This window comes from Rubripirellula amarantea (assembly GCF_007859865.1).
Lineage (GTDB): Bacteria > Planctomycetota > Planctomycetia > Pirellulales > Pirellulaceae > Rubripirellula > Rubripirellula amarantea.
In genome coordinates, this window is the sequence record NZ_SJPI01000004.1 from 75,898 (window position 1) to 101,165 (window position 25,268).

Below are 25,268 nucleotides of genomic sequence, written 5' to 3' on the forward strand. Positions count from 1 at the left end.
ACCAAAGCAACAATTCATTTGTTCAAGTTTTGGTTGCCCACCACACGGCATGTGTTGGGAAGTGTCGATCTTGCCGCGTCGATGCGTTAGACTGGCCGGACCACACAACCTTGTCAGGATACCGATTGTAAAATCGCAATCCAGCTCATCGACCGGAAGAACTCACCATGAACATCTCGCAATTGCTTCACAACAATCAATCATGGGCTGACCAGCAGATCGCTGATGACCCAGAGTTCTTTCAACGCTTATCTCAAATTCAGGCGCCCGAGTATCTTTGGATTGGATGCGCCGACAGTCGCGTCCCCGCAAACCAGATTGTTGGCATGGCACCGGGCGAATTGTTTGTTCACCGCAATGTGGCCAACTTGGTTGTGCACACAGACCTAAATTGCCTGTCCGTGATTCAGTTCGCGGTCCAAGTGCTGAAGGTCAAGCATATCATCGTCTGTGGACACTACGGTTGCGGCGGCGTGACGGCGGCATTGTTCCACAAAGAACTTGGGTTGATCGAAAACTGGCTTCGGCATATCCAAGACACCATTGGCGTTCATGAGCAATTGCTTGACTCCCTTGAATGCCCGCGCGATCGAACAAATCGACTATGTGAGATCAACGTTATCGAACAGGTGATGAATGTATGCAGAACCACCATCACCCGGGACGCGTGGCGACAAGGCCAATCGTTAGCCGTACACGGTTGGATCTATGCACTCACCGACGGACGTTTACAGGACTTGCAGATCAGTGTTGAAAGCCCTGATCAAATGCAAAAGGCGTACGAAACGGCGATCAGTAGCTTGGGATCGCGCCCGCTTCCACAATCATGAAACCGTCGGTTTTCTACGAGCAATAGCACCGTCCTTCATCCATGAGATCGCACGTGATGTGGGGGCATGTTTTTTATTGCGTGGGAAGTAAGATAGGGGCCACCAGTTTGTCCCGCTCATCGTCCCACCGAGTGCAACTATGCCATCCGCGTTAGGTCGCAGCCCAAGTTTCATCATAGCGTTTTTGTTCCTTGCTATGACCTGCCCAGCCATAGCAGGCGAAAACACCGACTCTGTTAGTGACCCCGACTTCGCAGTCCAAGGCGAATACGTCACCGATAATCGTGGCATGCATGTGATCGCGCGCGGTGACGGCGATTTTGAAATCGTGATCTATGAAGGCGGCCTTCCGGGTGCTGGCATGTCCAGCGAACCACCGCGACGAATCGACGGTGACATTGACGTTGTCGAGCAGTTAATCGAGTCAATGGAAATGACGCGTGTTGAGCGAGTAAGTTCAACCGAAGGTGCCAAGCCCCCACCCAACGCCATTGTGTTGTTCGATGGAACAAAAGAGTCCGTTGAAAAGAACTGGAAGGGTGGACGGGTCGAGGACGGATTGCTGTGTGAAGGCACCACCACACGAGAGAACTTCCAAGACTATCGACTGCACCTTGAATTCCGCACACCTTGGATGCCAAAGGATGAAGGCCAAAAGCGTGGTAACAGTGGTGTCTATCACCAAGGTCGTTACGAAACACAAGTCTTGGATTCTTTCGGTCTTGAAGGGTTGGACAACGAAACAGGGTCGATCTATACGATTAGCGCTCCATCGACCAACGTTTGCTTTCCTCCGATGCGTTGGCAAACTTACGATGTTGATTTTACCGCAGCACGGTTTGACGAGACGGGGCAGAAAACATCGGACGCACGACTCACAGTTCGACTCAATGGAATCTTGGTCCAATCGGATGTCGCCGCGTCTTATGCCACTCGCGCTTCGATAATGAACGAAGGGCCTGAACCCGGTCCGATCTACCTTCAAGATCACGGCAATCCGGTTCGATTCCGAAACATTTGGTTGGTTCCCCGCGATTTGCAAGCCGAAGCTCGCCGTCCGATCGTGATAGGCTACGAGCGTTTTTATGCTTCGCGAAGTGAACCATCCGCGGATGCGGGTGAGTTATTGATCAGTGGATTGGCATGTTCGGCGTGCCATGAACATGCAACGAGTGTCGATTTACCGACGCAGCGTGGACCTGATTTGAGCGATGTCGCGACGCGTGTCCGAACGGATGCGTTGGTTGCGATGATCGCTGATCCCCACACTGCTAAGCCACACACTACCATGCCCGATCCCTGGGGCACGCTTTCGACAGACGAGCGAAATCTGCGAGGTCGTGCAATCGCGAGTTACCTCAGCTTTGCCGACACCAAAGCTGCTGGCCAACCGCGCCGCCCGGAAGAACAAAAGGCGGCTCCCGAGTGGATAGCGGACGGTGAAGCCTTGTATCACTCAGTCGGCTGTGTGGCTTGTCATCAATCATTTGATGGATCGCAGGTGAACGCGTCGACGACGGTGGGACTGGGTGATCCCGCCAACAAGTATTCGTTAGCTTCGCTGGCGGCGTTTCTTCAGAACCCTGATCACGTTCGGAAAGGACTTCGGATGCCCGGAGTTGCGGGTCCACCCTTGGACGCTAAGAAGATCGCCGCGTATTTGCTGCGGGATGTGACATCGATTCTGCAGCCGGGTCAAATGCAACGTGAAGTTTTTCATGGCGTGTATGACTCGCTGCCCGAGTTCCATCGCTTGACCGCCGAAGCAACTTCCCAGGTCACTGGATTTAAGATCGACGACATTGAGCCCAAGGTTGAATTTGTGCTGCGTTTCCGCGGCAGTTTCGATTTAAAGAAATCAGGCAAAATCCAATTTCGATTGTCCAACGATGATCAAGCAAAGCTAATCATTGGTGACAACGAGATGCAAAATTGGAATAGCAGAATGTCGCCGATGATCGGCACGTTCAATCTTGAAGCTGGTCGTCAGAACTTTGAGCTTCAGTATTGGCAACGAGGTGGGGGAATCGGTTTGGCCGTGGAAATCAACCATCCCGACTATGGCTGGACCGACTTAGCAAACGTACTGACGACGAGCATAGCCACGGATGCACATGATTGGACCACTAACCATCAACAGCCTGCCCCCGAACTAGTCCAGCAAGGTCGAATCTGGTTCGCCGAGAGCGGCTGCGTGAACTGCCATGCGATGTCCAAGGAAGCGTTTGCCTCAACGAAGAAGGGGCCTGCCCTTGCTGATGCCAATATAGAACGCGGTTGTCTCGCAACCGACGTTGCTGACACACTTCCCAATTATGAACTCACCGGCAATCAACGCATGGCAATTGCCCAGGCTCTTCGCTCCTATCGCGACCCGATTCGCGAAACAGACGACCAACGATTGCAACACTTAACGATGGCCGCTTTGAATTGCTACGCGTGTCATCGGCGGGGCGAATGGGGCGGGCCCGAATCAACACGCAACGGTCTATTTCATTCGACCGTTCCTGAAATGGGTGAAGAAGGTCGCCTTCCACCGACCCTCGACGGTGTCGGCGACAAGCTGAACGACCAATACCTGGCGAAAGTGTTTGCCAATGGTGCCAATGATCGACCCTACATGAAAACCCGGATGCCTAGGTATTCAGACGAGTCGTTGAAAGGCTTCCAGCAATCGCTAGTTCGCACCGATCGACGAAATGAAGTCGACAATATCGAATGGAATGTATCACCCGATGAAATCGTCATCACGGGCCGCGAATGTGTGGGCAGTGGTGGGTTGTCTTGCGTGAAGTGCCATCGTTTCGGCGACGAAGTCGGAACAGGCATTGGCGCGATCGACATGTTGAAGATGCCGGTACGCCTGCGACGCGATTGGTTCCACCGATATCTGATGGACCCGACAAAGTACCGACCTGGAACACGCATGCCCAATAGTTTCCCCGAAGGAATCTCGGCCTTTGAGTCTGCTTTTGACGGTGACCCCGCCAAGCAAATTGAGGCGATGTGGACCTACCTTTCGCAAGGCGAATCAGCGCGCGAACCGATCGGACTCAAAGCAGAAGCCATCTTGCTAACCGCCAGTGAGCGACCTCGCATTCATCGCAACTTCTTTAGTGACGTCAGCAACCGATCCGTCGCGGTCGGCTACCCCGCAATGGTCAATTTGATCTGGGACACCGAGCAAATGGCGTTGGCAAAAGTGTGGAAGAACAGCTTCGTCGACGCTTCAATTCACTGGGTTGGGCGCGGGCAAGGACGTAACAGACCGCTTGGCGACGCCGTCGTCTCGTTCGAGTCATCATCGCCGTTGGCATTGCTCAGTCGCGTCGATGCCGAGTGGCCAACGGAATCGGCGCGCGATCGTGGCGTCAAGTTCATCGGCTACCGGTTGGACAGCGATGGAAATCCTCAGTTTCGTTACCGAATGGGTGATTTCGAGATCGTTGATCGCATTGTTCCCGCCGCGACACTACAACCACAAGATCCCAAAGCGGACCAACTTCGCCGGCCTGTTCAATTGGCCCGCACTCTCGAAGTCTCACCGGTAGGCGAAACCGCAGACAAGCTAGTTTGGCGAATCGGTTCGAACAATGTTGAAGTGATCGCGAAGAATCACTTTACGGTCGCCGGCGCCGAAGTGCTGATCGACGGGGTTGATGCATCCGTTATGAAGATCGGCGATCACGATGAGATTCGCGCAAGCGTTCCGGGCGACGCCAAAATCATTTTATCGCAGATGATTGCCTGGTGACCATTTCCCGTTCTGCTGCCTTCCCCATTCCAACACTCTTGATTCTGTGATCTCCATGCGTTTTAAAGCCGCAATCATTGCCGTCAGTATCTTGCCCTTGCTAAGCGTTCCCACACTTGCCGTTGGCCAAGAACAACCTAACGAGTCCGACTACTATCGTTTGACGACGTTCGAGCTACCCGAGGGTGAAACGATTGAAGCATGTGGATTGCAAGTGATCCCCAACGGAAACCTTGCCATCTGCACTCGTCGAGGTGACGTTTTCATGGTTACCGATCCATTGTCGGATACTGTTTCAGCGAGCCAATTCAGCTTGTACGCTCGCGGTCTGCACGAACCACTGAGTCTCGGTTGGCATGACGGGTGGTTGTACGCCACTCAACGTCCCGAGGTTACTCGCATGAGAGATTCGGATGGTGATGGTAGAGCAGACGAATTTGAAACCGTTGCCGACGGATGGGGCGTGTCCGGCGACTACCACGAGTACGCGTTCGGCAGCAAACCTGAAGCGGATGGTTCAATGGTGGTGACGCTCTGCCTGACCGGTTCGTTTAACAGTGACGTTCCCTTTCGCGGATGGGCGATGCGTATCACTCCCGATGGGAAAACGATACCGATGACAAGCGGCGTTCGTTCGCCCGGTGGTGTCGGCAAAAACGCAAACGGCGACATCTTCTACACGGACAACCAAGGCCCTTGGAACGGAACCTGTGGGCTGAAACTGCTCAAGCAAGGTATGTTTGTTGGACATCCCGGTGGATGGAAGTGGTACGACGATTGCCGAGACGTCATGGGTGCAACGCCAACTGAACCCGTCAGCGGCAGTCGGTTGAATGTTGAAATGAAACGAATCCCCGAGTTGATTCCACCGGCGATCAAGTTTCCCTATGACAAGATGGGAAAGAGCGCATCGGGAATTGCCTGCGATACGAGCGAAGGAAAGTTTGGGCCATTTGCTGGCCAACTGTTCGTCGGTGACCAAACGCAAAGCATGATCATGCGGGTGGACTTAGAAGTGGTCGACGGGCTCTATCAAGGAGCCTGCTTTCCTTTCCGAAAAGGTTTCGCGTCCGGGAACGTAGGAGTGGAAATGGGCCCCAGCGGATCGCTTTTTGTCGGTGGAACGAGTCGCGGCTGGGGCAGTGTTGGGAATCGTCCCTTTGCCGTTGAACGATTGAATTGGACTGGCGAGCTTCCCACCGAAATTCATTCGATGAGATTGGCGGCCGATGGGTCCGAAGGATTTGATCTGACGTTCACCCAACCGATGACGCAAGAGTCTGCAACAGATTTGGCGAGCTACCAAATATCGACTTACACATACGAATACCGCTCGGAATACGGAAGCCCCGAGGTCGACGCGACCACCCCGACGATTACTTCGGCAACGCTTTCCGAAGACGGCTTAACGCTTCGACTACTCATCGACGGACTGCAGATTGACCACGTCCACGAACTGCATTGCCAAGGCCTGCGAAGTCGCGAAGGGCTGCCCCTGTTGCATGATGCCGCGTATTACACCGTCAACCGATTTCGTCCCGCAGCAAAAAACACTTCGTCCCAGCCTTAAAGAGCTGGGCCGACCGTGCGATTACGGTTTCCAATAGTCCGCAATATCTTTCGTCATCTCAGCAACCAACTTTGGATGATCTTCAGCGACATTTTCCATTTCGCTTGGATCACTTTGCAAATCGAATAGTTGGGGGGAAGACGAACGATCTGCGTGAGCGGACGCATACCGATTCACTTCGCCATCCTGGCCCATCAATAGCTTCCACCGTCCTTTGATCGTCCAAAGGTACAACAGCGAAGCCGATGGATCGTTTAGGTCGGCGATATCATGCGCGAAGCCCTCTCCGTAAATTTGATCACGTTGAATTTCAGATTGATCTAGCAAATGAGGCAAGAGGTTGAGCCCTGGGAATTCTGCAGGAACCTCTGCCCCAGCCACAGCCAAAATGGTGGCGGGGATGTCCAAGCTTGTCGCAAGTTCTTGGCGCTGCTGTGGTGCAATCTTATTAGGCCAATGATAGAGAATCGGTGTGCGAATTCCTCCTTCATTGGGAGACTGTTTGGATCGAGGTGCAAACCCGCGTCGGTCGACGTTTTGAATCCAGCCGTTGTCGGTAACGTAGACGATCAAAGTATTCTCACTGAGCTTGCGTTGCTCGATCTCGCCAATCAACTCTCCGCAAGTTTCGTCAAACCATTCACACATCGCGTGGTACTTCGCAAGCGGCAATGAGTCAGTCTTAGCGGTGTACTTCTTGAGTAATCGCGGCGGAGGATTGTGAGGCTCGTGGGGTAGGAACGGAGCGTACCAAAGAAAAAACGGCTTCGATTGTTCCTGAGCTTCGTCCAGAAAATCCCTGATTGGCTCGATTCCTTTTCGCCCAATCGTTAATCCATCGTCACCGTGTCGACCGCCCTGTTGCGGAAACCCTCGCGTCATTCCATGCGTGAATCCACTACGTTGGAAGCTGCCTTCCCATAGCTTGCCGCTTTGGTGCGAAAGGTATCCCACTTCCTTCAAGCGAGCGGGAAGGGTCTTAAACCGATCAATGTTTGAAATCAGTTCTTCGCACCTAACCTTATACAAGTCGCTACCGACCGCTGCGTACTTCGGTGAAGGGTCATTCCCGGTAATGCCGTGTGACGATGCGTAATGTCCCGTCAACAAGGTCGCCAGGGATGGCCGGCACAAGGCGGTGGGAACATAGCCACGATCAAATCTCGCCCCCTCACGAGCCAAGCGATCTAGATTCGGCGTTTCAATTTCAGAATGCCCCATGAAGCCGTAATCATTCCAGGCTTGATCGTCCGAAATGATCAGGACAACATTGGGCGGCGAGGAATCTTGACGGGCATCGTCCCTGGCAACTGAATCATCAGCCATCAATGCACCAGTCAGCAATCGATCCGTCACTAGCAGCCAAACGGCAATGCAGACTACGCGTGAAGGCAGTCCAAACTTATTCGTCGTCATCAATGGGTTCATCCAGGATCAAGTCATCGAAATCGTACCAAGCCGAAATGGTATGGTTGTGACAGTCGACGAAATACTTCCATCGTTTCGCAACGTAATCCCAAGATTGCTTGGTGATCACACCTTGGTGAACGGATTCAGGTAGATGAATCCGAACATCATCATAGAGAAAAAGCGCCGGTGCCTCGATGTGATCGGGGTGCGGATTCATTCGCTCGCAAAGAGCCTTCAAAGCGCGTCGCAGATTCTCTCGCTGGGAAATCGTCTGGTCATAAATCACTTCTTCGCGATTCTTTTTATGCGTCAGCTTGATCGCCGCAGACTCACTTTGGTCATCCGGAACGAACAATCGAATCGCTATGTCTTCCGCGTTGATTTCCATCACGTCACCTTTTGAAACGAAAGAATCCTCGCATCGCATGTCAATTGCGATTCATTGTAACTCGTTCACCCGGGTCAGGCGGGATCGTCTGGCAAACCGTCGTGCAAGATTCTCGATTCAATGGGGCCGACTCCTTTGCCAAACCCCGGTGCGATACTGATTGCGTGGTTTACGGCCATGATCGCAAACTGGATTGCCGACTCCACTTGCGGCACCTTGCCGTTTCCATCGGTCGTGAGCGTCATACGGGCCGTGATTGTGGCTGCCAGCGAACAACCGGCTCCATGCGTTTGGTTGGTCGGGTGGTTTTGCGTTTCGATCGTTGCGACTTTCTCTTCGTCGGCTAACACATGCACTCGCGATCCGTCAATGATTCCCGCCTTTACTAAAACGGCCGATGGTCCTAGCTCTCGCAGTTCCGCCGCGGCTTGCACCATCTCGTCGAGTCCATCGACATCACGGCCTATCAGGCGCTGTAATTCCAAAGCGTTCGGAGTTGCCAATGTTGCTTGTGGCAACAAATAATCACGGTACGCAGAGACGGCGGTATCATCAGCGAGCAAGTCCCCGTGCTTACTCACCAGCACGGGATCGATGATCAGGTCCCCGCCATAGCCCTCGAGTTTTCCCGCAATCGCAGCAATCGCGTCTGCGTTGCCCAACGCACCGGTCTTAATCGCCAAAGGAGGAATGTCGTTAAGCACACAATCCAACTGCTGTTCGATTAGTCCGACGTCGAGAAGTTCGATGCGATGCACACCAACCGTGTTTTGCACCGTAACCATCGTCAACACGGTCATTCCATAGACGCCGTTTTGCTGAAACGCTTTCAGATCAGCCTGAATACCTGCGCCGCCACTGGGATCCGATCCCCCGATTGCGAGTGCAATGGAATCGCGGGCGAGTGTGATTGTTCGAGTAGCCATGTTCGCGATTCGCTGAGTCAGAAGGAAACCAATGCTTAGGCAACTTAGAACACCACTGGCAACCTCTCAAGGCGTTGCCACGCGAGAGCTTCGAATTTCCGGTTGCATGAAACCTTTGTCCCATCAACACTCTTTCCTATGAGCACCAACACCGAACCATCGCTGACCACTGAACTGTTAGCGAATTACGCCGAACGCTATGACGGACTTATCTTCGATTGCGACGGCACGCTATCGCACTCGATGCCGCTTCATTACATCGCGTGGCGCGACACTATGGCTCGATACGGGATTGAGTTTTTGGAAGACCGATTCTATTCCATGGGTGGAATGCCCAGTGAGCAGATTATCGCAATCCTTTCCCAAGAACAAAACGTTTCCGTTCCTACGGATCAGGCTGCCGCAGAAAAAGAAGCAGCCTTTGCGGATCAGATTTTAGACCTGATGCCGGTGACTGCGATCGTTGAAGTAGTTCGCCAGCACGTGGGTCGATTGCCCATGTCGGTAGCTAGCGGCGGCATTCGGCCAATCATCGATCAGCAGCTTCAGCAGATCGGGTTGGACTCGATTTTTGCCGCGATCGTAACCGCCGAGGACACGGAACGTCACAAACCTGAACCGGATGTATTCCTGGAAGCGGCCAGACGCCTGAACATTCCACCAGAAAGATGCATCGTGTTTGAGGATTCACCTCTGGGGTTTACCGCGGCCTTTCGTGCGGGCATGGATTGCGTCGACGTACGCCCATTCCATCAAAAGTAATCGCGTGCAAATGTAAATGCGTGCCCGCCGATTGTGTATTTCTTTGCCACAACCTGCTGCTGGACTGCTGTGGCGTCGTGTCGAACATCGCTTGAGCGGATATGCTAGAGACTAGCAACGATTGAAACGACGTTGCTGCCTCATTTCGCTTTTCTGTTTCGGTTTCACGCTCCCAATATGCTCCATGTCTAGCCAATCCAAGATTGAACTTTCGCCGCAGTTACTCCGAAGACTCCACCGCATCCATCGCCAATTGGCGGATTTAAGGTCTCAGGTCAAACGAGCACCGATTCAGATCAAGGCCAGCCAAGCCCGCGTCGATCAGGCGGAAGCAAAAGTCGAGGATGCCAAAGAGAGACTTAAGCAGGCGAAGAAGACTGCGGACCAAAAGCAACTGCAACTTAAAGAGCGAGAAGACCGAATTGTGACGCTTGAGCGAAAGCTCAACGAAGCAGCCAGCAACGTTGAATTCACCACCTTCCAAGAACAAATCGCTGCCGATCGAAAGGCCAACGAAGTACTCAGCGATGAGGTCTTTGAGGTGCTGGAACAAATTGACGAGATCAACGCTCAACTCGAAGGTGTTACCAAAGACCTTGAGTCAGAGAAAAGCGATCACGAAAAACGCGTCAGCGAAATCAAAGCACGTCAGGAAGTTGCCGAAGGCGACCTGAAACGCGCCGAAGCAGAATTAGAGAGCAGCGAAACAGAAATTCCTGCGGTCGTTCGAAGCGATTACGATCGCGTTGTAGGGGCAAAGGGCGAAGACGCGCTGGCTCCCGTCGACGAAGACTCCTGTGGATGCTGCTGCCAAACCCTAACCACTCAGTACGTAGAACAACTGCGGATGTCAAAGTTAACCCGATGTCCAAGTTGCCACGCATTCCTATACCTGCCTGAAGACCGCCGGGTGAAATAGTCCATTGAGCCAAAATTTTTTCAACAAATTTTCAATTGCTCCTTGGGGGAACGAATCTGCAATTCGGATGGCCCGACCTTACGATCTTGACCCTCAATTATGAAGCCCCTCTGAGGAATCTGATCATGTTTGTTCTTGGCATCATTGGGAGCATCGCGGGCGGCAAATCCACCGCTAGCGCGATATTACAGGAACTCGGTGCCACTTGGATCAACGCTGATGCGATCGCCCGATCCGTCCTCGATCGCCCCGAAGTCGTTGAGAAATTGATCGGTTATTTCGGTGATTCCATCGTCCTAAAGAGTCCCCCGAAACAGGGTACACACCCCCAAATAGACCGCGCCGCGCTTGGAAAGCTTGTTTTCGGGGATGACGATTCCAAGCGTTTAGCCTTACTATACTTAGAAAGTGTCGTTCACCCGATCGTTCGCCACGAAATCATGTCGATTCTAAAACAGTGCAGCCAGCAACAAGTTCAAGTTGCATTGCTAGATGTACCGTTACTTTTCGAATCGCACTGGGACGTCGCGTGCGATTCTATTTGGTGCATCGACGCACCACTGCAAACCAGAATCACCCGAGTTCAACAGCGAGGCTGGTCGGCCGATGAATTGATTCGCCGAGAAGCGAACCAACTGAGCATTGATCGAAAGCGTGCACTCAGTGATTTGGTAATCGATAACAACTCATCCATCACCTACTTCACCAATATTATTCGCCAACATTGGCAATCCCTCATGCAATCACTTTCGCCGATCGGTGAAGTGAACACTTCAGTAGTCCATGACTCCCATTGTCTTTGACTCATAGCTTGAAACGGGAACCTCCCGCTCTTACCTCTTCTCTTCCCACCTGGCGACATCGCCAATCCCTTCTCCCTTTCTCTTCATTCCATCATGCCTTCCCAACGCCATACACCCCGAGATGACCGGGGCCCCGAAAAGCGTGGACATTCAGAACACACGTCGTCGTCATCAAACGACAGCCCCCGCAGTGGCCAGCGAGAGTATCGCGACTACAAAAACAATCGTGGACGCCCACGACATCCTGACAAGGAAGTGGACAAGCGCGTCCGAGAACTCGACGCCGAAAGAGATCCACTTTCGTTGCCAGAGGAGATCGTTAGCGAAGCGACCAAGGCCGGCCAACGTGTTGGGATTCCACTTACGCGGCAAGATGATGCCCAATGGAATATCTCTGACCTGCAACAATCGCCGCTTGAAACCCTAAAAGCAATTGCGGGTACGTTCGGGATCGCACCTAGCGATGGCGCAAGTAAGCAAGAGCTAATCTTCGAGATCCTAAAGTCTCGGATGAAAGCTAACGGCTTGATGTTCGGCGAGGGAACCCTAGAGATACTTCCCGATGGGTTCGGGTTCCTGCGATCATCAAACTACCACTACTTATCGTGCCCTGATGATATCTACGTTTCGCCAAGTCAAATTCGTCGATTCGGTTTGCAAACGGGAAGTCACGTCGCCGGTCAGATTCGCCCACCGAAAGAGAACGAGCGTTACTTTGCCTTGCTGCGTATCGAAGCGATCAATCGACTTGATCCATCGGCACGCCGAAAGACAGTTCCGTTTGACGATTTGACTCCGCTGCATCCTGACAAGCGAATCATCATGGAGCATGCCTCAAGCGATATGTCCACTCGCATTGTCGACATGCTAACACCGATTGGTTTTGGGCAACGGGGGCTGATCGTTAGCCCACCTCGCGCAGGAAAAACGATCCTGATGCAGCAGATGGCGCGATCGGTATTGACGAATTATCCTAACGCCTACGTATTCATCTTGTTGATCGATGAGCGTCCCGAAGAGGTCACGGATATGGAACGCGAGGTCCGCGGTCCTCAGTGTGAAGTGATCAGCAGCACATTTGACGAACCGGCCCAGCGACACATCCAGGTCGCCCAGATGGTGATCGAGAAAGCGAAGCGGATGGTTGAATCGGGGACGGACGTCGTTATCTTTCTTGATTCCATCACTCGGTTCGCTCGAGCCCACAACAGCGAGGGTGAATCCACGGGCAAACTACTCACCGGTGGTTTAGACGCGGGAGCACTGCAGAAACCGAAAGCCTTTTTTGGGTCAGCAAGAAAAGTCGAAGAGGGCGGTTCGTTGACCATTCTCGCGACCGCCTTGGTTGATACGGGAAGCCGGATGGACGATGTAATCTTTGAAGAGTTCAAGGGTACCGGTAACCTTGAAATCGTACTTGATCGAGACTTAGTGGATCGACGGATATGGCCAGCGATTGATATTTCGCGAAGCGGTACCCGTCGCGAAGAAATGTTACTGGACCCGAACGAGTACAAACGCATATCAGCGCTTCGCCGATCGATCGCTGACCAATCGCCCGCCGATGCGATGCACAGTTTGGTGAAGCAACTGGCGAAGACTCAAAACAACGCAGAATTTCTGCTCAGCGTGAAAGACGAAGACTAAGCACCTATGAATTCATCGTTACCTGAGATCACCGGATTGGACGGTGATTTGCCAGAGGGAAAAATTGCGATCATCGCCAGTCGTTACAACCCGGCCATCTGCGACAAACTAGTCGCGGGCGCGGTCGCAACGCTAACCGAAGCAGGCTACCCCGAAAGTTCAATCCTAGTGGTGCGTGTTCCGGGTGCTTGGGAACTTCCCACGATTGTGCAAACCGTGCTTGATCATCAAGACGTCATCGCGGCAATTGCGTTGGGGTGCGTGATCAAGGGCGAGACCACTCACGACGAACACATCAATCGAGCTGTGAGCTTGTCGTTGATGGAAATGGGAGTCGACACGGGAATCCCGATCGCTTTTGGACTGCTGACCTGCAACACACTCGAGCAGGCGATTCAGCGCAGCGGGGGTAACGTTGGCAATAAAGGCAACGAATCCGCAGAAGCCATCCTTGAACTGCTGAGGCTAAACGAAAAGCTGTCGAAGTAACGACATTCTCTTTCTAGCCAAAGCTGAACGTGAACCAATTATTCCGATCGCACTTCGATCGCGTTGATCAGTTTTTCGGTACCCATAGTGGTACGGGCAAGTGCGAATGCCACTGAACGGTCTTCTTCCCGTTCGACATGGCCGGTTAGCTTTAGACCCTGCACGTCCTCGACGCATTGCACATGCTCGAGTCCATTTCGGCGCAGTGCGGTCGTCACTTTTTCGCAGAGTTGACGTTTTTCTAAGCTGCTGTCCATCACTGATTTCACTTGCGAGTTTTCCCGTTTTTCGTCGAATGTCGAATTGAAGGTGCCGGTTATCCCTATCGTACCAAGGTCACATCTAGGGAATTGAGACTGACACAATTCGATGCAGAGCCCTCGACGCTTTGGTGACTGCGTCAAGGCCACCGAATTCTTCGGTCAACCTGCCAAATCTAACAGCCTGCGCCATGCAACTTCTATTCTCTTGCTCAATCCTACCTTTCGCCACGGGACTAAACGCCTAAAATCCACCAGCAATCGCAGATATATACCGTTCGCATCTGAACAATCCACAGCAACACACGCTGCGTGTTCAATTCTCCTTTGTTGGCCCACTTCTTACATGGCACGCTACAACCCGTCCGAAATTGAACCGAAATGGCAGTCTTTTTGGGACTCAGATCAAACATTTGCGACCGACAGGCTGCCCAAGGCGTCAAAACGGTATATTTTGGACATGTTTCCCTACCCCAGTGGTGACGGATTGCATGTGGGGCATCCGGAGGGCTACACCGCTACCGACATCGTTTCTCGCTTCTGTCGAGCCCGTGGGATCAGCGTTCTGCATCCGATGGGGTTCGATGCATTTGGTTTACCCGCCGAGGAACACGCGATAAAGACGGGCGAACACCCGCGAATTCAAACTCAGCGAAACATAGACAACTTTACTCGGCAACTGAAAATGCTGGGTTTCAGTTACGACTGGGATCGTGTTCTCTCTACTACCGACGAGGATTACTTCAAGTGGACCCAGTGGATCTTCCTAGAACTCTTTGACACCTGGTTCGACGAGGAATCCAACAAAGGTCGCCCCATTTCGGAACTGCCGATTCCGGACCCAATCCGCCAGGAAGGCCAAGCTAGCATCGAGGCCTATCGGGATTCAAAGCGTTTGGCCTACCAGGATGATGCATTGGTGAACTGGTGTCCCGCCTTGGGCACAGTCCTCGCTAACGAGGAAGTCAAAGACGGACTGAGCGACCGTGGCGACCATCCCGTCCAACGAATCCCCCTTCGACAATGGATGCTGCGGATTACCGCCTACGCCGAACGATTGCTCGAAGGGCTCGACGACCTCGATTGGCCAGTCGGGATTAAGAAGTTGCAACAGGATTGGATCGGCCGTAGCACAGGAGCCGAGGTCGACTTTTACATCGGTGGCACCGACGACTCGACATGGCGCAGCCAACGGAAATCGGGTGGACTGCCCGAGGTCGCAGACGACGATTCGCTTCGTGTCTACACCACCCGCCCCGATACGCTTTTTGGTGCGACCTACATGGTCGTCTCGCCAGAGCATCCGCTCGTGGACAAGTTGACCGTAGATGCACAACGCCAAGCTGTAAGCGATTACCGCGAAAAAGCGTCCTTCAAGAGCGATCGCGAACGCACGGATGGCGGCAAGGAAAAAACGGGCGTCTTCACTGGGTCACACGCGATCAATCCGGTCACCGGCAAACCGATTCCAGTTTGGATTGCTGATTATGTTCTGGCGGGCTATGGAACCGGCGCGATCATGGCGGTACCGGCGCACGATGATCGCGACTTTGAATTTGCTAAGCAATTCGAATTGCCCGTGATTCCCGTCGTTGATCCACCGGCGGACCTCGAAGACCGTGAAGCGATCCTCGCTGGCGAAGTCTGCTTCGTCGCCGAAGGTCAAGCTATCAACAGCGGTGAATTTGATGGGCAAACCACCGAACAAGTTAAGGCAGCAGTAACGGCTTCGCTGGCCAACGATGGCTTGGGACGCGAAGCCGTCAATTTCAAATTGCGAGATTGGCTATTCAGTCGCCAACGTTTCTGGGGCGAACCTTTTCCCATCTTGCATGAAGTTGACGCTGATAACGAACCCACCGGTATCAAGCGAGCGGTCCCGTTTGATCAATTACCCGTAACGCTTCCCGATTTGGAAGACTTCAAACCGCACGGTCGGCCCGAACCACCATTGGCTAAGGCGGACGACGATTGGTTGTACACCACGATCGACGGCAAACGCTATCGTCGCGAGACTAATACGATGCCTCAGTGGGCAGGATCTTGCTGGTACTTCTTGCGGTACATCGATCCCAAGAACAAGACCGCAATGGTCGACCCCGAACTTGAGAAGGCTTGGATGCCCGTGGACCTCTATGTCGGCGGCGCGGAACACGCGGTTTTGCATTTGCTCTACTCGCGGTTTTGGCACAAGGTCCTGTACGACCGAGGTCATGTTTCGACACCCGAGCCATTTGGCCGACTGGTCAACCAAGGCATGATCTTGGGTGCGCCCCAGTACCACATGTCGCCAACCGCCTACCAAGAATCCAAGTCGACGCTTGCCGATATTGGCTTGGAGGGAACAACCGTTGGCGAAGGTGACAAAGCGACCGTTGTTCTTCGTCACATCGATGACCATTCGGATCTTCGTGACGACGAAACGGAAAAGAAGAAAGGCAAGACCACCATTTCGGGCACAGACATTGGCGTGTTGGCGAAGGCTGACAAGATGTCCAAGAGCCGTGGAAACGTGGTAAACCCCGACGACATCGTGCGCGAGTATGGTGCCGACTCGTTAAGACTTTACGAAATGTTCATGGGGCCACTCGAAGCAACCAAACCATGGTCGATGGATGGAGTCGGCGGAGTACGCAACTTCCTTGATCGCGTTTGGCGGATGATCGTCGATTCTCGATCCGACAACGACGATTTGAATTCAGCCATCAACGACGAATCGCTAAACGAAGACGACAATCGGGTTCTTCACCAAACGATCAAGAAAGTCACCGAAGACACCGAAGCGATGAGCTTCAACACCGCGATCGCGCGAATGATGGAGTTCACCAATCACTTCAGCAAGAGTGATTCTCGTCCAAGAGCGACAATGAACACATTCCTGATTTTGCTAGCGCCTTACGCTCCTCACTTGGCAGAGGAACTGTGGTCGAAACTTGGTGGGACCGGTTCGATCGCTCGTCAGCCTTGGCCGACCTGGGACGAATCAGCGATAGCCTCATCGACGATTGAAGTCCCGGTTCAGGTAAACGGAAAGATCAAGGCCAAGCTGCAGGTTGCCGCAGACATCGGAAAGGATGACCTCGCCAAAGTCGCGTTGGCTGATTCCGCAATCAAGGATCTGATCGAAGGTAAAACGATTGTGAAGCAGATCGTAGTGCCAGGACGTTTGGTCAACTTGGTCGTCAAGTAAGCTACTCGGTCCTCTCAAGAAACCTCCGCTTTCCCCTCCTCCCTTATCCCCTCCCTGTTAGATAAAAGCACTATGAGTATTGGCATCGGAATCATCGGTTGCGGCATGATCGCGAACTTTCACGCTCGCGCAATCGCGGACGCAAAAGGTGCTCATCTCGTGGGCGTGGCGGCTAGGCGTCCAGATGCGGCAGCGGAATTTGCCGCTCAGCACAACGTGAAAGCCTTTGAATCCATTGAATCGATGCTTGCCGATCCTTCGATTCAGGTGATTTCGGTTTGCACGCCAAGCGGCGCTCATTTGGATCCCGCAGTGGCGGCCGCTCGCGCGGGCAAGCATGTGGTGGTTGAGAAACCACTAGAAGTTACCACCGAACGCTGCGACGAGATCATCCAGGCGTGCGATGAGGCTGGCGTGCGATTGGCAGTCACCTTCCAAAGTCGCTTTCACGAATCTAGCCAATTAATGAAGACTGCCGTCGAGCAGGGACGCTTTGGCAAAATCACCATGGGCGATGCTTACGTGAAGTGGTATCGAAGCCAAGAGTACTACGACAGCGGTGCCTGGCGCGGGACCTGGAAACTCGACGGCGGTGGAGCGTTGATGAACCAAGCGATCCATTCCGTGGACTTGTTGCTTTGGTTGATGGGTGATGTTGCTGAAATCAGTGCGATGACCGCGACAATGACTCACGAGCGCATTGAAGTCGAAGACGTTGCCGTTGCGACGTTGCGTTTTAAAAACGGTGCCCTTGGTGTGATCGAAGCCACCACGACTGCGTATCCGGGATCACTGAAACGAATTGAAATCAGTGGCTCGCATGGCACGGCTATCTTGGAAGAAGAAGACATCAAGCAATGGGAATTTGCCGAAGAAACAGCCGACGATGAACAGGTGCGCCAGACCATGGCTGGCAAAACCAAGACCGGTGGTGGTGCTGGTGATCCCAAAGCGATCGGCCATCACGGACATAGCCTGCTGTTTGAAGAAGTTGTCGCTTCCATCAACGAGGATCGGCCATCGATCCTAGATGGTCACGAAGGTCGCCGCAGTGTTGAAGTGATCCGCGCTATCTACGACAGCGCGGCAACGGGAAAAACCATCAAGCTCGGTTAACTTAGCTTGTCCAGCGGTCCCTTGCTGTCTCCAAAACTATCGGCTTTCGCACCCATCTGTTGCATCATCCATACGTAAAGATTGCACAGAGGCGTTTCTTTCTGGTATCGGATGTGTCGACCGGTTTTGATTCGCCCGCCGGCACCGCCGGCCAAGATGATCGGCAAATCGTCATGATTGTGGCGATCACCGTCACTGATGCCGCTGCCGTAAACCAACATGCAATTATCCAGCAACGTACCGTTGCCTTCGGGGACCTGCTTCATGCGGCTTAACAGGTAATTGAAGCGATCGATGTGGTATCGATTGATCCTCGCAATGTTATCTTGCTTATGCGGACTCTTGCCATGGTGCGAGGATTCATGATGCCCCTCGGTGACTCCGATATCCGGATACGATCGGTTGCTACCAGCGTTAGTGAACATGAACGAAAGAATACGCGTGCTATCGGTTTGGTACGCCAGCGTGACCATGTCCATCATTAGTTCGGCATGCTTGCTTAGTTCTTTCGGCACGCCGCTCGGCCTTGGGTAATCCGGCACGCCGTCTTCACTCATGCGGAGCTTCTCTGCACCGCCGACACGTTTTTCAACGTCGCGAACCGAGTACAGGTATTCATCAAGCTTGCGCTGGTCCACGGGCGGCAGCGTTTTGTGAAGTTGTTTCGCATCCTCAAGCACAAAGTCAAGGATGCTCTTGCGATACTTTTCGCGAACACTAATGGCTTGCTTCGTTTCCTTGACGACTTGGCCCGAAAACAATCGATCAAATAAGGCGCCCGGATCAATCTCTTTCGCCATTGGGTTGGTCGGGCCTCGCCACGACATGTTCGATGCGTAGGCGCAACTGTATCCGCTGTCACAATTGCCAGCTTGGGCACTTGTTTCGAGACCAAGTTCAAGCGACGCAAAACGCGTCTTGTCGCCAACGTACTTCGCGGTCATCTGGTCAACCGAGATGCCGTTTTGAATGTCCGCCCCATTGGTTTTGCGAGGATGCGACCCGGTCAAGAAAGCAGCAACACTTCGAGCATGGTCACCGCCCCCGTCCCCATGTGCGCGGGCTCCGTCGAGAGTAAGCCCCGTTAGGACGTTGATGTCTTTTTGGTGATCAGCAATTCGAGCTAGAGTGGGAGGAAGATCGAACTTGAATCCGTCTTGCTTCGGCGTCCAGTCAGGCATGTGCATGCCATTGGGAACGTAGAAAAATCCCATCCGCAATGGCGGCTTTCCGTCGGACGCCGACGCAGCAAGTAAACGGGTGGGAGACATAACGTTTAGCAGCGGCAACGCAACGGCGGTCCCCATCCCCCGCAAGACGGTTCGGCGGGACAGACTTTGAGCGTGAGTGTTTCGAGGCATGTTGATTTCTCGTAAGAGCTCAGTAATTCCAGACGCATTTGTAGAACGTTACGTTACCGCTATTGTACCTAGCGTGGCCGCCTAATGACGACAGGGATTTGCTGATGCACTGGAAACCGAAAAACTCGATTGCGATTGTGACGGGTGCGAGCAGTGGAATTGGGTCCTCGCTTAGCCAATTGCTGTGCCAGGCTGGTTGTCACGTGGTCGCGGTTGCTCGTCGGGCCGAACGATTAGAAGAGCTTGCGGGTACCGTTCCCAATGGATCGCTGTCCACCGTTGTAGGTGACATCACCCAACCGGAAACGCGATCACGCGTTTTAGACGTGGCGACAACCCAAGGCGACGGCCGACTTGACTTGCTGATCAATAACGCGGGCATCGGAGCGATCGGACCGTTCTCGGACGCTTCCCCGGAACGACTGCGGCAAATCATGGAAGTGAACTTTTTCGCTCCCGTTGAACTGACCCGCATTTGCATCCCAGCTTTGCGACTCGGGCGTTCACCGGTGATCTGCAACATCAGCAGCGTACTAGGTCACCGAGCAGTTCCGAACAAAAGCGAATACTGCGCCAGTAAGTTTGCCATTCACGGGTTCAGCGATTCGCTTCGTGCCGAACTAGCGTGCGACGGAATTCAGGTCACCTTGGTGAGCCCTAGCACGACCCGCAGCGAATTTTTTGACTCGCTCATCGACACCGCTTCCGACAGCTCATCTAAAAGCCTGGGAAGCTGGTCTCCCCAAAAAGTGGCCCGCTCAACGATTGCTGCAATCCGCTGGCGGCGCAGCGAGGTTGTGTTGAGCCTTGGTGGGAAGGCACTTGTCTATGCCGATCGACTTTCGCCACCACTCTTGAATGCGATTCTCGCAAAGTCCAAAGCATAAAGCGGATCGAAACATAAGCGGATCGAACGAAGACAGCGTCACGAACCGATGCTCGAGAGCGCCGCTGTAGACCGCTGCTCTAGACCGCTGCTTCTAGGAAGAAAGCTTCTCAGCCATCGCGTTTTCGATTGCTTCGACCGGGATCGGGATCCCCTTCAAAGTTCCCTCAACGACAATCAAATCACCCACGACTCCTTGGAAGGAAGCGACGATCATTCGATTTCGGCGAGCCTTAACCAGCTTGACCATCAGGATCAATTTATCGCCAGGCATTACGACGCCGCGAAACCGCACATCGTCGACTCCGCCAAAACCGACAATCTCGGCGCCAAGCAGATCGTTCTTTTGGGTGAAGTAGCTCGAAAGCTGAGCCACACATTCCAACATGACCACGCCGGGCATCAACGGCATTCCGGGCATGTGGCCACGGACCCAAAACTCTTGGTCCGTAATTTCTTTAAGGGCGGCGCAGCAGTTCGTCTCGAGATCCTCGTAAAGGATCGCGGTGAGCTGTTCCATTTCAAATCGCTGCGGATTCAATTTGCGAATCGCCTCGATGTCCGCAATGGGATTATCGAGGTCAAGCAGCGAGGGGTCGATGATGAATTTACTCTTCACGGCCGTCTTCAAAAGTCATTTGTGCGAGACTGTGGAAAGAGGATGACTGCGGCAAGCTGGAAAACCAACTTGTTTAGGTCTTCACCTTTCGACGCTTGGCCTTACGCGCCTTGGCGCTTGCCGGACGTCGGCCGTGGTTGGCTTTTTTAAGTTTATGGTGTGGCTTCGCCATGATCTCAAACTGGATAGAGGAAACGTTGGAAACGGGTTGGGCCGAATGATGTCGACGGTACCCGAATCGAGAAAGATAGCATGAAATGCCCGCGACGTGTACCCACGGACGCGTGGGCCAAAGTCAGGAATTTTCGCGAAACATACGTGATTCGGTGAGGCGACACTAGCGGTATCGAGCGGTACCATCAGCCCAATTTGCCGCCGAATTTAGATCTGAACCACCCCGGGACATCCCCATTTCAGGTTGAGGCTGGGCCGAACTGTATCGTCCGCTATTGCGAACCGAGGGTGGCATCATGGGTGCGATCGGTTGCTGGTTTCGTTGACGAACGATCGCTTGGCTTTGCCAATCGTCTTGGTTTCCCGAGGTGGCAACCCGGGATTGTTGTCCGTTGGCACGTGGATCATTGACCCCTTGGCGGTTGTCAGGTCCTTGGCGGTTTTCTGGCGGTCTCGAAATCGCATTGCTGGCGAGCCCCGCTCCGGCGTTCGGCTGATTCGCCGCCACAGGAACAGCAGCACCAGTTTGATGAATTTGTTGTTGGCGTTTGTACCAACCTCCGTCAGAAAGGCTTGCCAGAGCGGTCGCTTGGGAATCTTGAGATGCGATATCGCGAGGCACCGTAGGAGCATTGAGGCGATCGGGCTGCTGCTGGAATGGTGGCGATTGACCACTTGCCAGTGCGATCGCAGATTGCGGCGAGGATGGCGCTAAGTTGGGATTGGATGAACGGGATCCGGGGTTGGAAGTCCGAGGTTGCAGTTTGGCAAATTTTGCGACCGGGCCACTGCCTTCGGCCACCCAAGCCAACCAGTACTCCTGCAACTGAGCGAGCGAGTCGTATCCGTAATGCTTCTTAATATTCGCCGTCCAGGATGGGTTCTGCATGTAGTCTTGCAGGAACGTGATGAACGTCTGCGCGTCTTGCTGTTCGATCAAAAATCGGCACACCGAGTATCCCTGGGCGTACATCGGCAGCACATCGCTAGGGTATTCCGTTAACAGAAACAAACGGTTCATTGCGATGCCTCGGCGTGAACCTAAAAACTCCCGCAACTTCGCTTCGTGCTTACTTCGTTCGGATTCGTGCTCAACCGTTGTGCAGATTCCTTCGTCAGCCCAGCGGGGCAATGGACGACCAAAATGAGTTGCGAGCACAGTGTGCGTTACTTCATGCGGCAACACGCTGTCGAGAATCCGCTCAGGCGTGCCAACGACCTCCATTTGGAAATCTCGCACCGGCGATCGGTTGTACGTCGTGACCCCTTGCGCAGCCAAGTTTGGTCCCGATACCACTCGAACAGGACAGGGCGTAGGCCATGGCGGCAATCGTTGGCCGAGCCAGTATTCGGCGAGTTGATCGCGGTAGTTTTCGGCCGCTTCGCCCACCGATCGAGCCAAGGCAGGCGTTGGAGCTTGAATGATGAAGTTCTGAGTGCGAAACCCAGCGGCTTCTGCGGTGGTGCCAACCAGGGCAAGTAGAAAAAGCAAGCCGGCTGCGGGTATGCCACGAAGGCACACAGAGGTTCGGGCATCCATGCCGCGGAGACTCCATCAGTGGGTAGTGCCTGACAGAAGGAGCATTCGTGCATCCCGCTCGAAATCAGACCTGCGGGAGTGTAGGGCAATTCAGCAAACTAGGGAAAGGCTAAAAACGTGAGTCAAAACCCACGAATTTTGCCAAAAAGCACGATCGGGTCTGTGGGCGACGCGTGGGTGACGGACGCCTACGTTGGACTGGATTTCTCTTTAAGCTGCGTCGACGGGCAAATCCGGCAATTCGATATCGCCGGCCATTTGACGCAGCTTTTCCATCGCCCGGCGCTCCAATTGACGAACTCGTTCTTTCGAAATTCCTAGTCGATCAGCCAGCGATTGAAGCGTGTGGACTTTTCGATGCGATCCCAGGGAAAATCGAGCACGGATGATTAGCTTTTCTCTTCGATCCAAGTCGTTAAGCATCACAGCCATGCGTGCCCTTAGCTCATGCCAGCGTTTTTCGCTGATCGCGCTGGAACGCTTCTCGTCGCTGATCTCGATCTCCATATCCTGCAGACCACCAAGCACCTTTTGTCGGTCTTCTTGATTTTCCACAACAGTGCGATACGAATTTCGGCGAACGACCTGGGTTGCGTAAGTGCTGAAACGGAAACCTCGCCCGAAGTCGAACTTTTCGACTGCTCGCATCAATCCGATGATGCCATCGCTAAGAAGATCGTCGAAGGTATTGTTGGGGTTCACAAACTTCTTGACGATCGAGAACACTAACCGCAAATTCGCTTCGACAATGCGATCACGGTGCCATTCCGCCAGTGCCACCAGACGTTCGATCAGTTCCAAGCGAACTCGCGAAGGACGTTCAGGGTTGAGCAAACTGCGGTGCACGGACGCTTGGTGCATCAGAAAGTTCATTCGCTGGAACAACATCACTTCTTGCTCAGGCTTCAGCAACGGAGCCTCGCAGAGACGACTGAGGTGAATGGGTAGATCAATCCCGCTTTTACGCAACGTCGCCATGCCCAATTCGGTCTTTCGCGGCGATAGACCAAGCGTTCCAGCAAACACCTCGGCTCCCATCCCAGGATCCGAGAACCGCGTATTGGTAATGAATGCCAATTCTCGTTTGAGCCAAAGTTTGGTGGCAGCCCGCAGGGTTTCGTTATCGGCATCCCGGTAGTCTCGACACTGCTGATCAACGTCGTGGTTAGCGACTTCTAACTCGGAGCAGCGAACCCAGGCCGGGATCCGAGCGGGCGTCTTCGAAGGCGTGGTTTGAGCACTGGCACGCGACTTTTTCGCAGGCACTCGCTTGAGTGAGGTGGCGGCTGGCATTTGAGGAGCTCCGAGGCTTGTCTGGTGAGCGAGACTTTCAACAACTTCAATGAACGTTCACCTGAGCAACAACAAACAACATGCCAAGATGGACGGTGTGAACGTTTTTTTCATCCAAAACGTCCACTAGGTATATCGGTGATTCGCAACCTCGGCAAGCGAATTATCCAACAAAGTCTTTATTTTTTCGCCGATATCCCTCTAAATTGATTCGCAGTGCGGCTTTTCGACAAAACTGATTAGGTCGCGATTTGTCCCTCGCTGCCCATCATTGACTGGTCGCCTACAATCCAACGCAATCTGAAATCGTCCATGCAATCGTCCAAAACGTCCGTCCGATCGACCCCGAAGGTCATTCCGCCATGGCAGCCCGCCAACCCCAGTATTCACCCAAGCAAGTCGCTGAAGCCTTAGGCGCCAGCGAATCGTCGCTGAAACGTTGGTGTGATCGGGGCGCCATCGCCACCATCCGCACGGTGGGCGGACACCGGCGAATCACGTTGGACGGGCTAAGAGATTTTTTGGAAACGTCAGGTCGTGAATTGTTAGCCCCTCAAGTTCTAGGACTCCCCAAGCTGGGAGTCGGACGGTCGAGTGAAATTTCCGGCAGCGACGACCCGGACCAGCGGGCATTCCGCAAGGCCATCGTTAACGGCGACGAGGAGGCTTGCCGGAAGGTCCTGCAGCATCGTTTGGATCAGGGGATGCTAAGGAGCGAAGCGGCAGAGTTCTTTATCGCCGACGCGATGCATGAAGTGGGGGCCGCGTGGCAATGCAATTCGGTAGACGTCTATCAAGAGAGACGAGGCTGCGAAATCTGCATTCGGTTGATTAGTGAATTGCGTGCCGGTTTGCCTCCCCTTCGCGACGATGCACCGATCGCGATTGGCGGTACACCCACTGGTGATATCTACCAGCTACCGACGGCGCTAGTGGAGTTGGCACTTCGAGAAGTGGGCTGGAATGCCGTCAATCTCGGCTGCAATTTGCCTTGGGATAGCTTTGTCCAAGCCTCCCATGACTATCAACCTGAAATGATGTGGTTGAGCGTGTCGCATATTGACGACGCACCATCATTTGTAATCGAGCAGAATCGGCTGGCTGATTCCTTGGGGGAAAACGTAACGATGTTGATTGGCGGCCAAGCTCTTACCGACCAAATTCGACCTCGTTTACGCTACACCGCGTTTTGCGACAGCATTGGTCATCTCACCGAACTTGCCGCCATGATGAGGCTAAAATAGACGAGGCTAAAATAGATGAGGCTGAAATGGATAAGGCTGAAATGGATAAGGCTCAATGAGCCGTCCACTAGCACTGCATTCCGCTGA

At 53.5% G+C, this 25,268-nt stretch carries 21 protein-coding genes; 12 read left to right on the plus strand and 9 right to left on the minus strand.

Annotated elements, in window-relative coordinates; all coding sequences use genetic code 11:
- The first annotated feature begins 167 nt into the window (after nt 1-167).
- From can to Pla22_RS24175, 3 genes are all read left to right on the plus strand, one after another.
- Nucleotides 168-830 carry a carbonate dehydratase gene (can, locus tag Pla22_RS24165; RefSeq protein ID WP_146517473.1) on the plus strand — a complete coding sequence of 221 codons (663 nt, stop codon included), beginning with the start codon at nt 168-170 and terminating at the stop codon, nt 828-830.
- Nucleotides 831-969: 139 nt separating this feature from the next.
- On the plus strand, nt 970-4,584 hold the full coding sequence (locus tag Pla22_RS24170; protein WP_146517474.1) for a family 16 glycoside hydrolase: 3,615 nt from the start codon (nt 970-972) through the stop codon (nt 4,582-4,584).
- A gap of 55 nt (nt 4,585-4,639) precedes the next feature.
- Nucleotides 4,640-6,154: a DUF7133 domain-containing protein gene (locus Pla22_RS24175; protein WP_146517475.1), complete on the plus strand. Its 1,515-nt coding sequence runs from the start codon at nt 4,640-4,642 to the stop codon at nt 6,152-6,154.
- A 21-nt stretch (nt 6,155-6,175) separates the two neighbouring features.
- Here Pla22_RS24175 and Pla22_RS24180 read toward each other — a convergent pair whose 3' ends face one another.
- From Pla22_RS24180 to thiD, 3 genes are all read right to left on the minus strand, one after another.
- The gene (locus Pla22_RS24180) at nt 6,176-7,570 is read right to left on the minus strand and encodes a sulfatase family protein (RefSeq protein WP_242632308.1); all 1,395 of its coding nucleotides are present in this window, start codon (nt 7,568-7,570) and stop codon (nt 6,176-6,178) included.
- Complete coding sequence (locus Pla22_RS24185) at nt 7,557-7,952, minus strand: hypothetical protein (protein ID WP_146517476.1); 396 nt, start codon at nt 7,950-7,952, stop codon at nt 7,557-7,559. Before Pla22_RS24185 ends, Pla22_RS24180 begins: the two co-directional genes overlap by 14 nt.
- A gap of 74 nt (nt 7,953-8,026) precedes the next feature.
- On the minus strand, nt 8,027-8,878 hold the full coding sequence (thiD, locus tag Pla22_RS24190) for a bifunctional hydroxymethylpyrimidine kinase/phosphomethylpyrimidine kinase (protein ID WP_242632309.1): 852 nt from the start codon (nt 8,876-8,878) through the stop codon (nt 8,027-8,029).
- A gap of 138 nt (nt 8,879-9,016) precedes the next feature.
- Here thiD and Pla22_RS24195 point away from each other — a divergent pair, with 138 nt between their 5' ends.
- From Pla22_RS24195 to ribH, 5 genes are all read left to right on the plus strand, one after another.
- Nucleotides 9,017-9,640 (plus strand): HAD family hydrolase, encoded by a 624-nt coding sequence (locus Pla22_RS24195; RefSeq protein ID WP_146517478.1) that lies wholly within the window; start codon nt 9,017-9,019, stop codon nt 9,638-9,640.
- Between the two features lie 184 nt (nt 9,641-9,824).
- Nucleotides 9,825-10,559 carry a zinc ribbon domain-containing protein gene (locus tag Pla22_RS24200; protein WP_146517479.1) on the plus strand — a complete coding sequence of 245 codons (735 nt, stop codon included), beginning with the start codon at nt 9,825-9,827 and terminating at the stop codon, nt 10,557-10,559.
- A 125-nt stretch (nt 10,560-10,684) separates the two neighbouring features.
- Complete coding sequence (gene coaE, locus Pla22_RS24205) at nt 10,685-11,362, plus strand: dephospho-CoA kinase (RefSeq protein WP_146517480.1); 678 nt, start codon at nt 10,685-10,687, stop codon at nt 11,360-11,362.
- A 93-nt stretch (nt 11,363-11,455) separates the two neighbouring features.
- Nucleotides 11,456-13,009, plus strand: coding sequence for a transcription termination factor Rho (gene rho, locus Pla22_RS24210; RefSeq protein ID WP_146517481.1), 1,554 nt, complete (start codon nt 11,456-11,458; stop codon nt 13,007-13,009).
- A 6-nt stretch (nt 13,010-13,015) separates the two neighbouring features.
- Nucleotides 13,016-13,498, plus strand: coding sequence for a 6,7-dimethyl-8-ribityllumazine synthase (gene ribH, locus Pla22_RS24215; protein ID WP_146517482.1), 483 nt, complete (start codon nt 13,016-13,018; stop codon nt 13,496-13,498).
- Nucleotides 13,499-13,536: 38 nt separating this feature from the next.
- Here ribH and Pla22_RS24220 read toward each other — a convergent pair whose 3' ends face one another.
- Nucleotides 13,537-13,755 (minus strand): hypothetical protein, encoded by a 219-nt coding sequence (locus Pla22_RS24220; RefSeq protein ID WP_146517483.1) that lies wholly within the window; start codon nt 13,753-13,755, stop codon nt 13,537-13,539.
- A gap of 349 nt (nt 13,756-14,104) precedes the next feature.
- Between Pla22_RS24220 and leuS the strand changes: the two genes are divergently transcribed.
- A complete protein-coding gene (leuS, locus tag Pla22_RS24225; RefSeq protein ID WP_146517484.1) occupies nt 14,105-16,948 on the plus strand; it encodes a leucine--tRNA ligase in 2,844 nt (947 codons plus the stop codon).
- Nucleotides 16,949-17,020: 72 nt separating this feature from the next.
- The gene (locus Pla22_RS24230; protein ID WP_146517485.1) at nt 17,021-18,064 is read left to right on the plus strand and encodes a Gfo/Idh/MocA family protein; all 1,044 of its coding nucleotides are present in this window, start codon (nt 17,021-17,023) and stop codon (nt 18,062-18,064) included.
- Here the strand turns inward: Pla22_RS24230 and Pla22_RS24235 are convergent.
- On the minus strand, nt 18,061-19,425 hold the full coding sequence (locus Pla22_RS24235) for a DUF1552 domain-containing protein (RefSeq protein ID WP_146517486.1): 1,365 nt from the start codon (nt 19,423-19,425) through the stop codon (nt 18,061-18,063). The two genes, Pla22_RS24230 and Pla22_RS24235, sit on opposite strands and share 4 nt — an antisense overlap.
- A 104-nt stretch (nt 19,426-19,529) precedes the next feature.
- Here Pla22_RS24235 and Pla22_RS24240 point away from each other — a divergent pair, with 104 nt between their 5' ends.
- Nucleotides 19,530-20,312 carry an SDR family NAD(P)-dependent oxidoreductase gene (locus Pla22_RS24240; protein WP_146517487.1) on the plus strand — a complete coding sequence of 261 codons (783 nt, stop codon included), beginning with the start codon at nt 19,530-19,532 and terminating at the stop codon, nt 20,310-20,312.
- A gap of 93 nt (nt 20,313-20,405) precedes the next feature.
- On the opposite strand, the gene Pla22_RS24245 is transcribed toward Pla22_RS24240, so the two are convergent.
- The 4 genes from Pla22_RS24245 to Pla22_RS24255 all read right to left on the minus strand — a co-directional run bounded on the left by Pla22_RS24245 (nt 20,406) and on the right by Pla22_RS24255 (nt 23,937).
- Complete coding sequence (locus tag Pla22_RS24245; RefSeq protein WP_146517488.1) at nt 20,406-20,930, minus strand: 3-hydroxyacyl-ACP dehydratase FabZ family protein; 525 nt, start codon at nt 20,928-20,930, stop codon at nt 20,406-20,408.
- 73 nt (nt 20,931-21,003) lie between these two features.
- Nucleotides 21,004-21,102, minus strand: a complete 99-nt coding sequence (locus Pla22_RS26025) for a 50S ribosomal protein bL37 (protein WP_390620303.1) — start codon at nt 21,100-21,102, stop codon at nt 21,004-21,006.
- 165 nt (nt 21,103-21,267) lie between these two features.
- Nucleotides 21,268-22,644, minus strand: coding sequence for a hypothetical protein (locus Pla22_RS25600; protein WP_207310478.1), 1,377 nt, complete (start codon nt 22,642-22,644; stop codon nt 21,268-21,270).
- Between the two features lie 210 nt (nt 22,645-22,854).
- Complete coding sequence (locus Pla22_RS24255) at nt 22,855-23,937, minus strand: sigma-70 family RNA polymerase sigma factor (RefSeq protein WP_146517489.1); 1,083 nt, start codon at nt 23,935-23,937, stop codon at nt 22,855-22,857.
- A gap of 362 nt (nt 23,938-24,299) precedes the next feature.
- On the opposite strand from Pla22_RS24255, the gene Pla22_RS24260 reads away from it, so the two are divergent.
- Nucleotides 24,300-25,181 carry a helix-turn-helix domain-containing protein gene (locus tag Pla22_RS24260; protein ID WP_146517490.1) on the plus strand — a complete coding sequence of 294 codons (882 nt, stop codon included), beginning with the start codon at nt 24,300-24,302 and terminating at the stop codon, nt 25,179-25,181.
- The last annotated feature ends 87 nt before the right edge of the window (nt 25,182-25,268 follow it).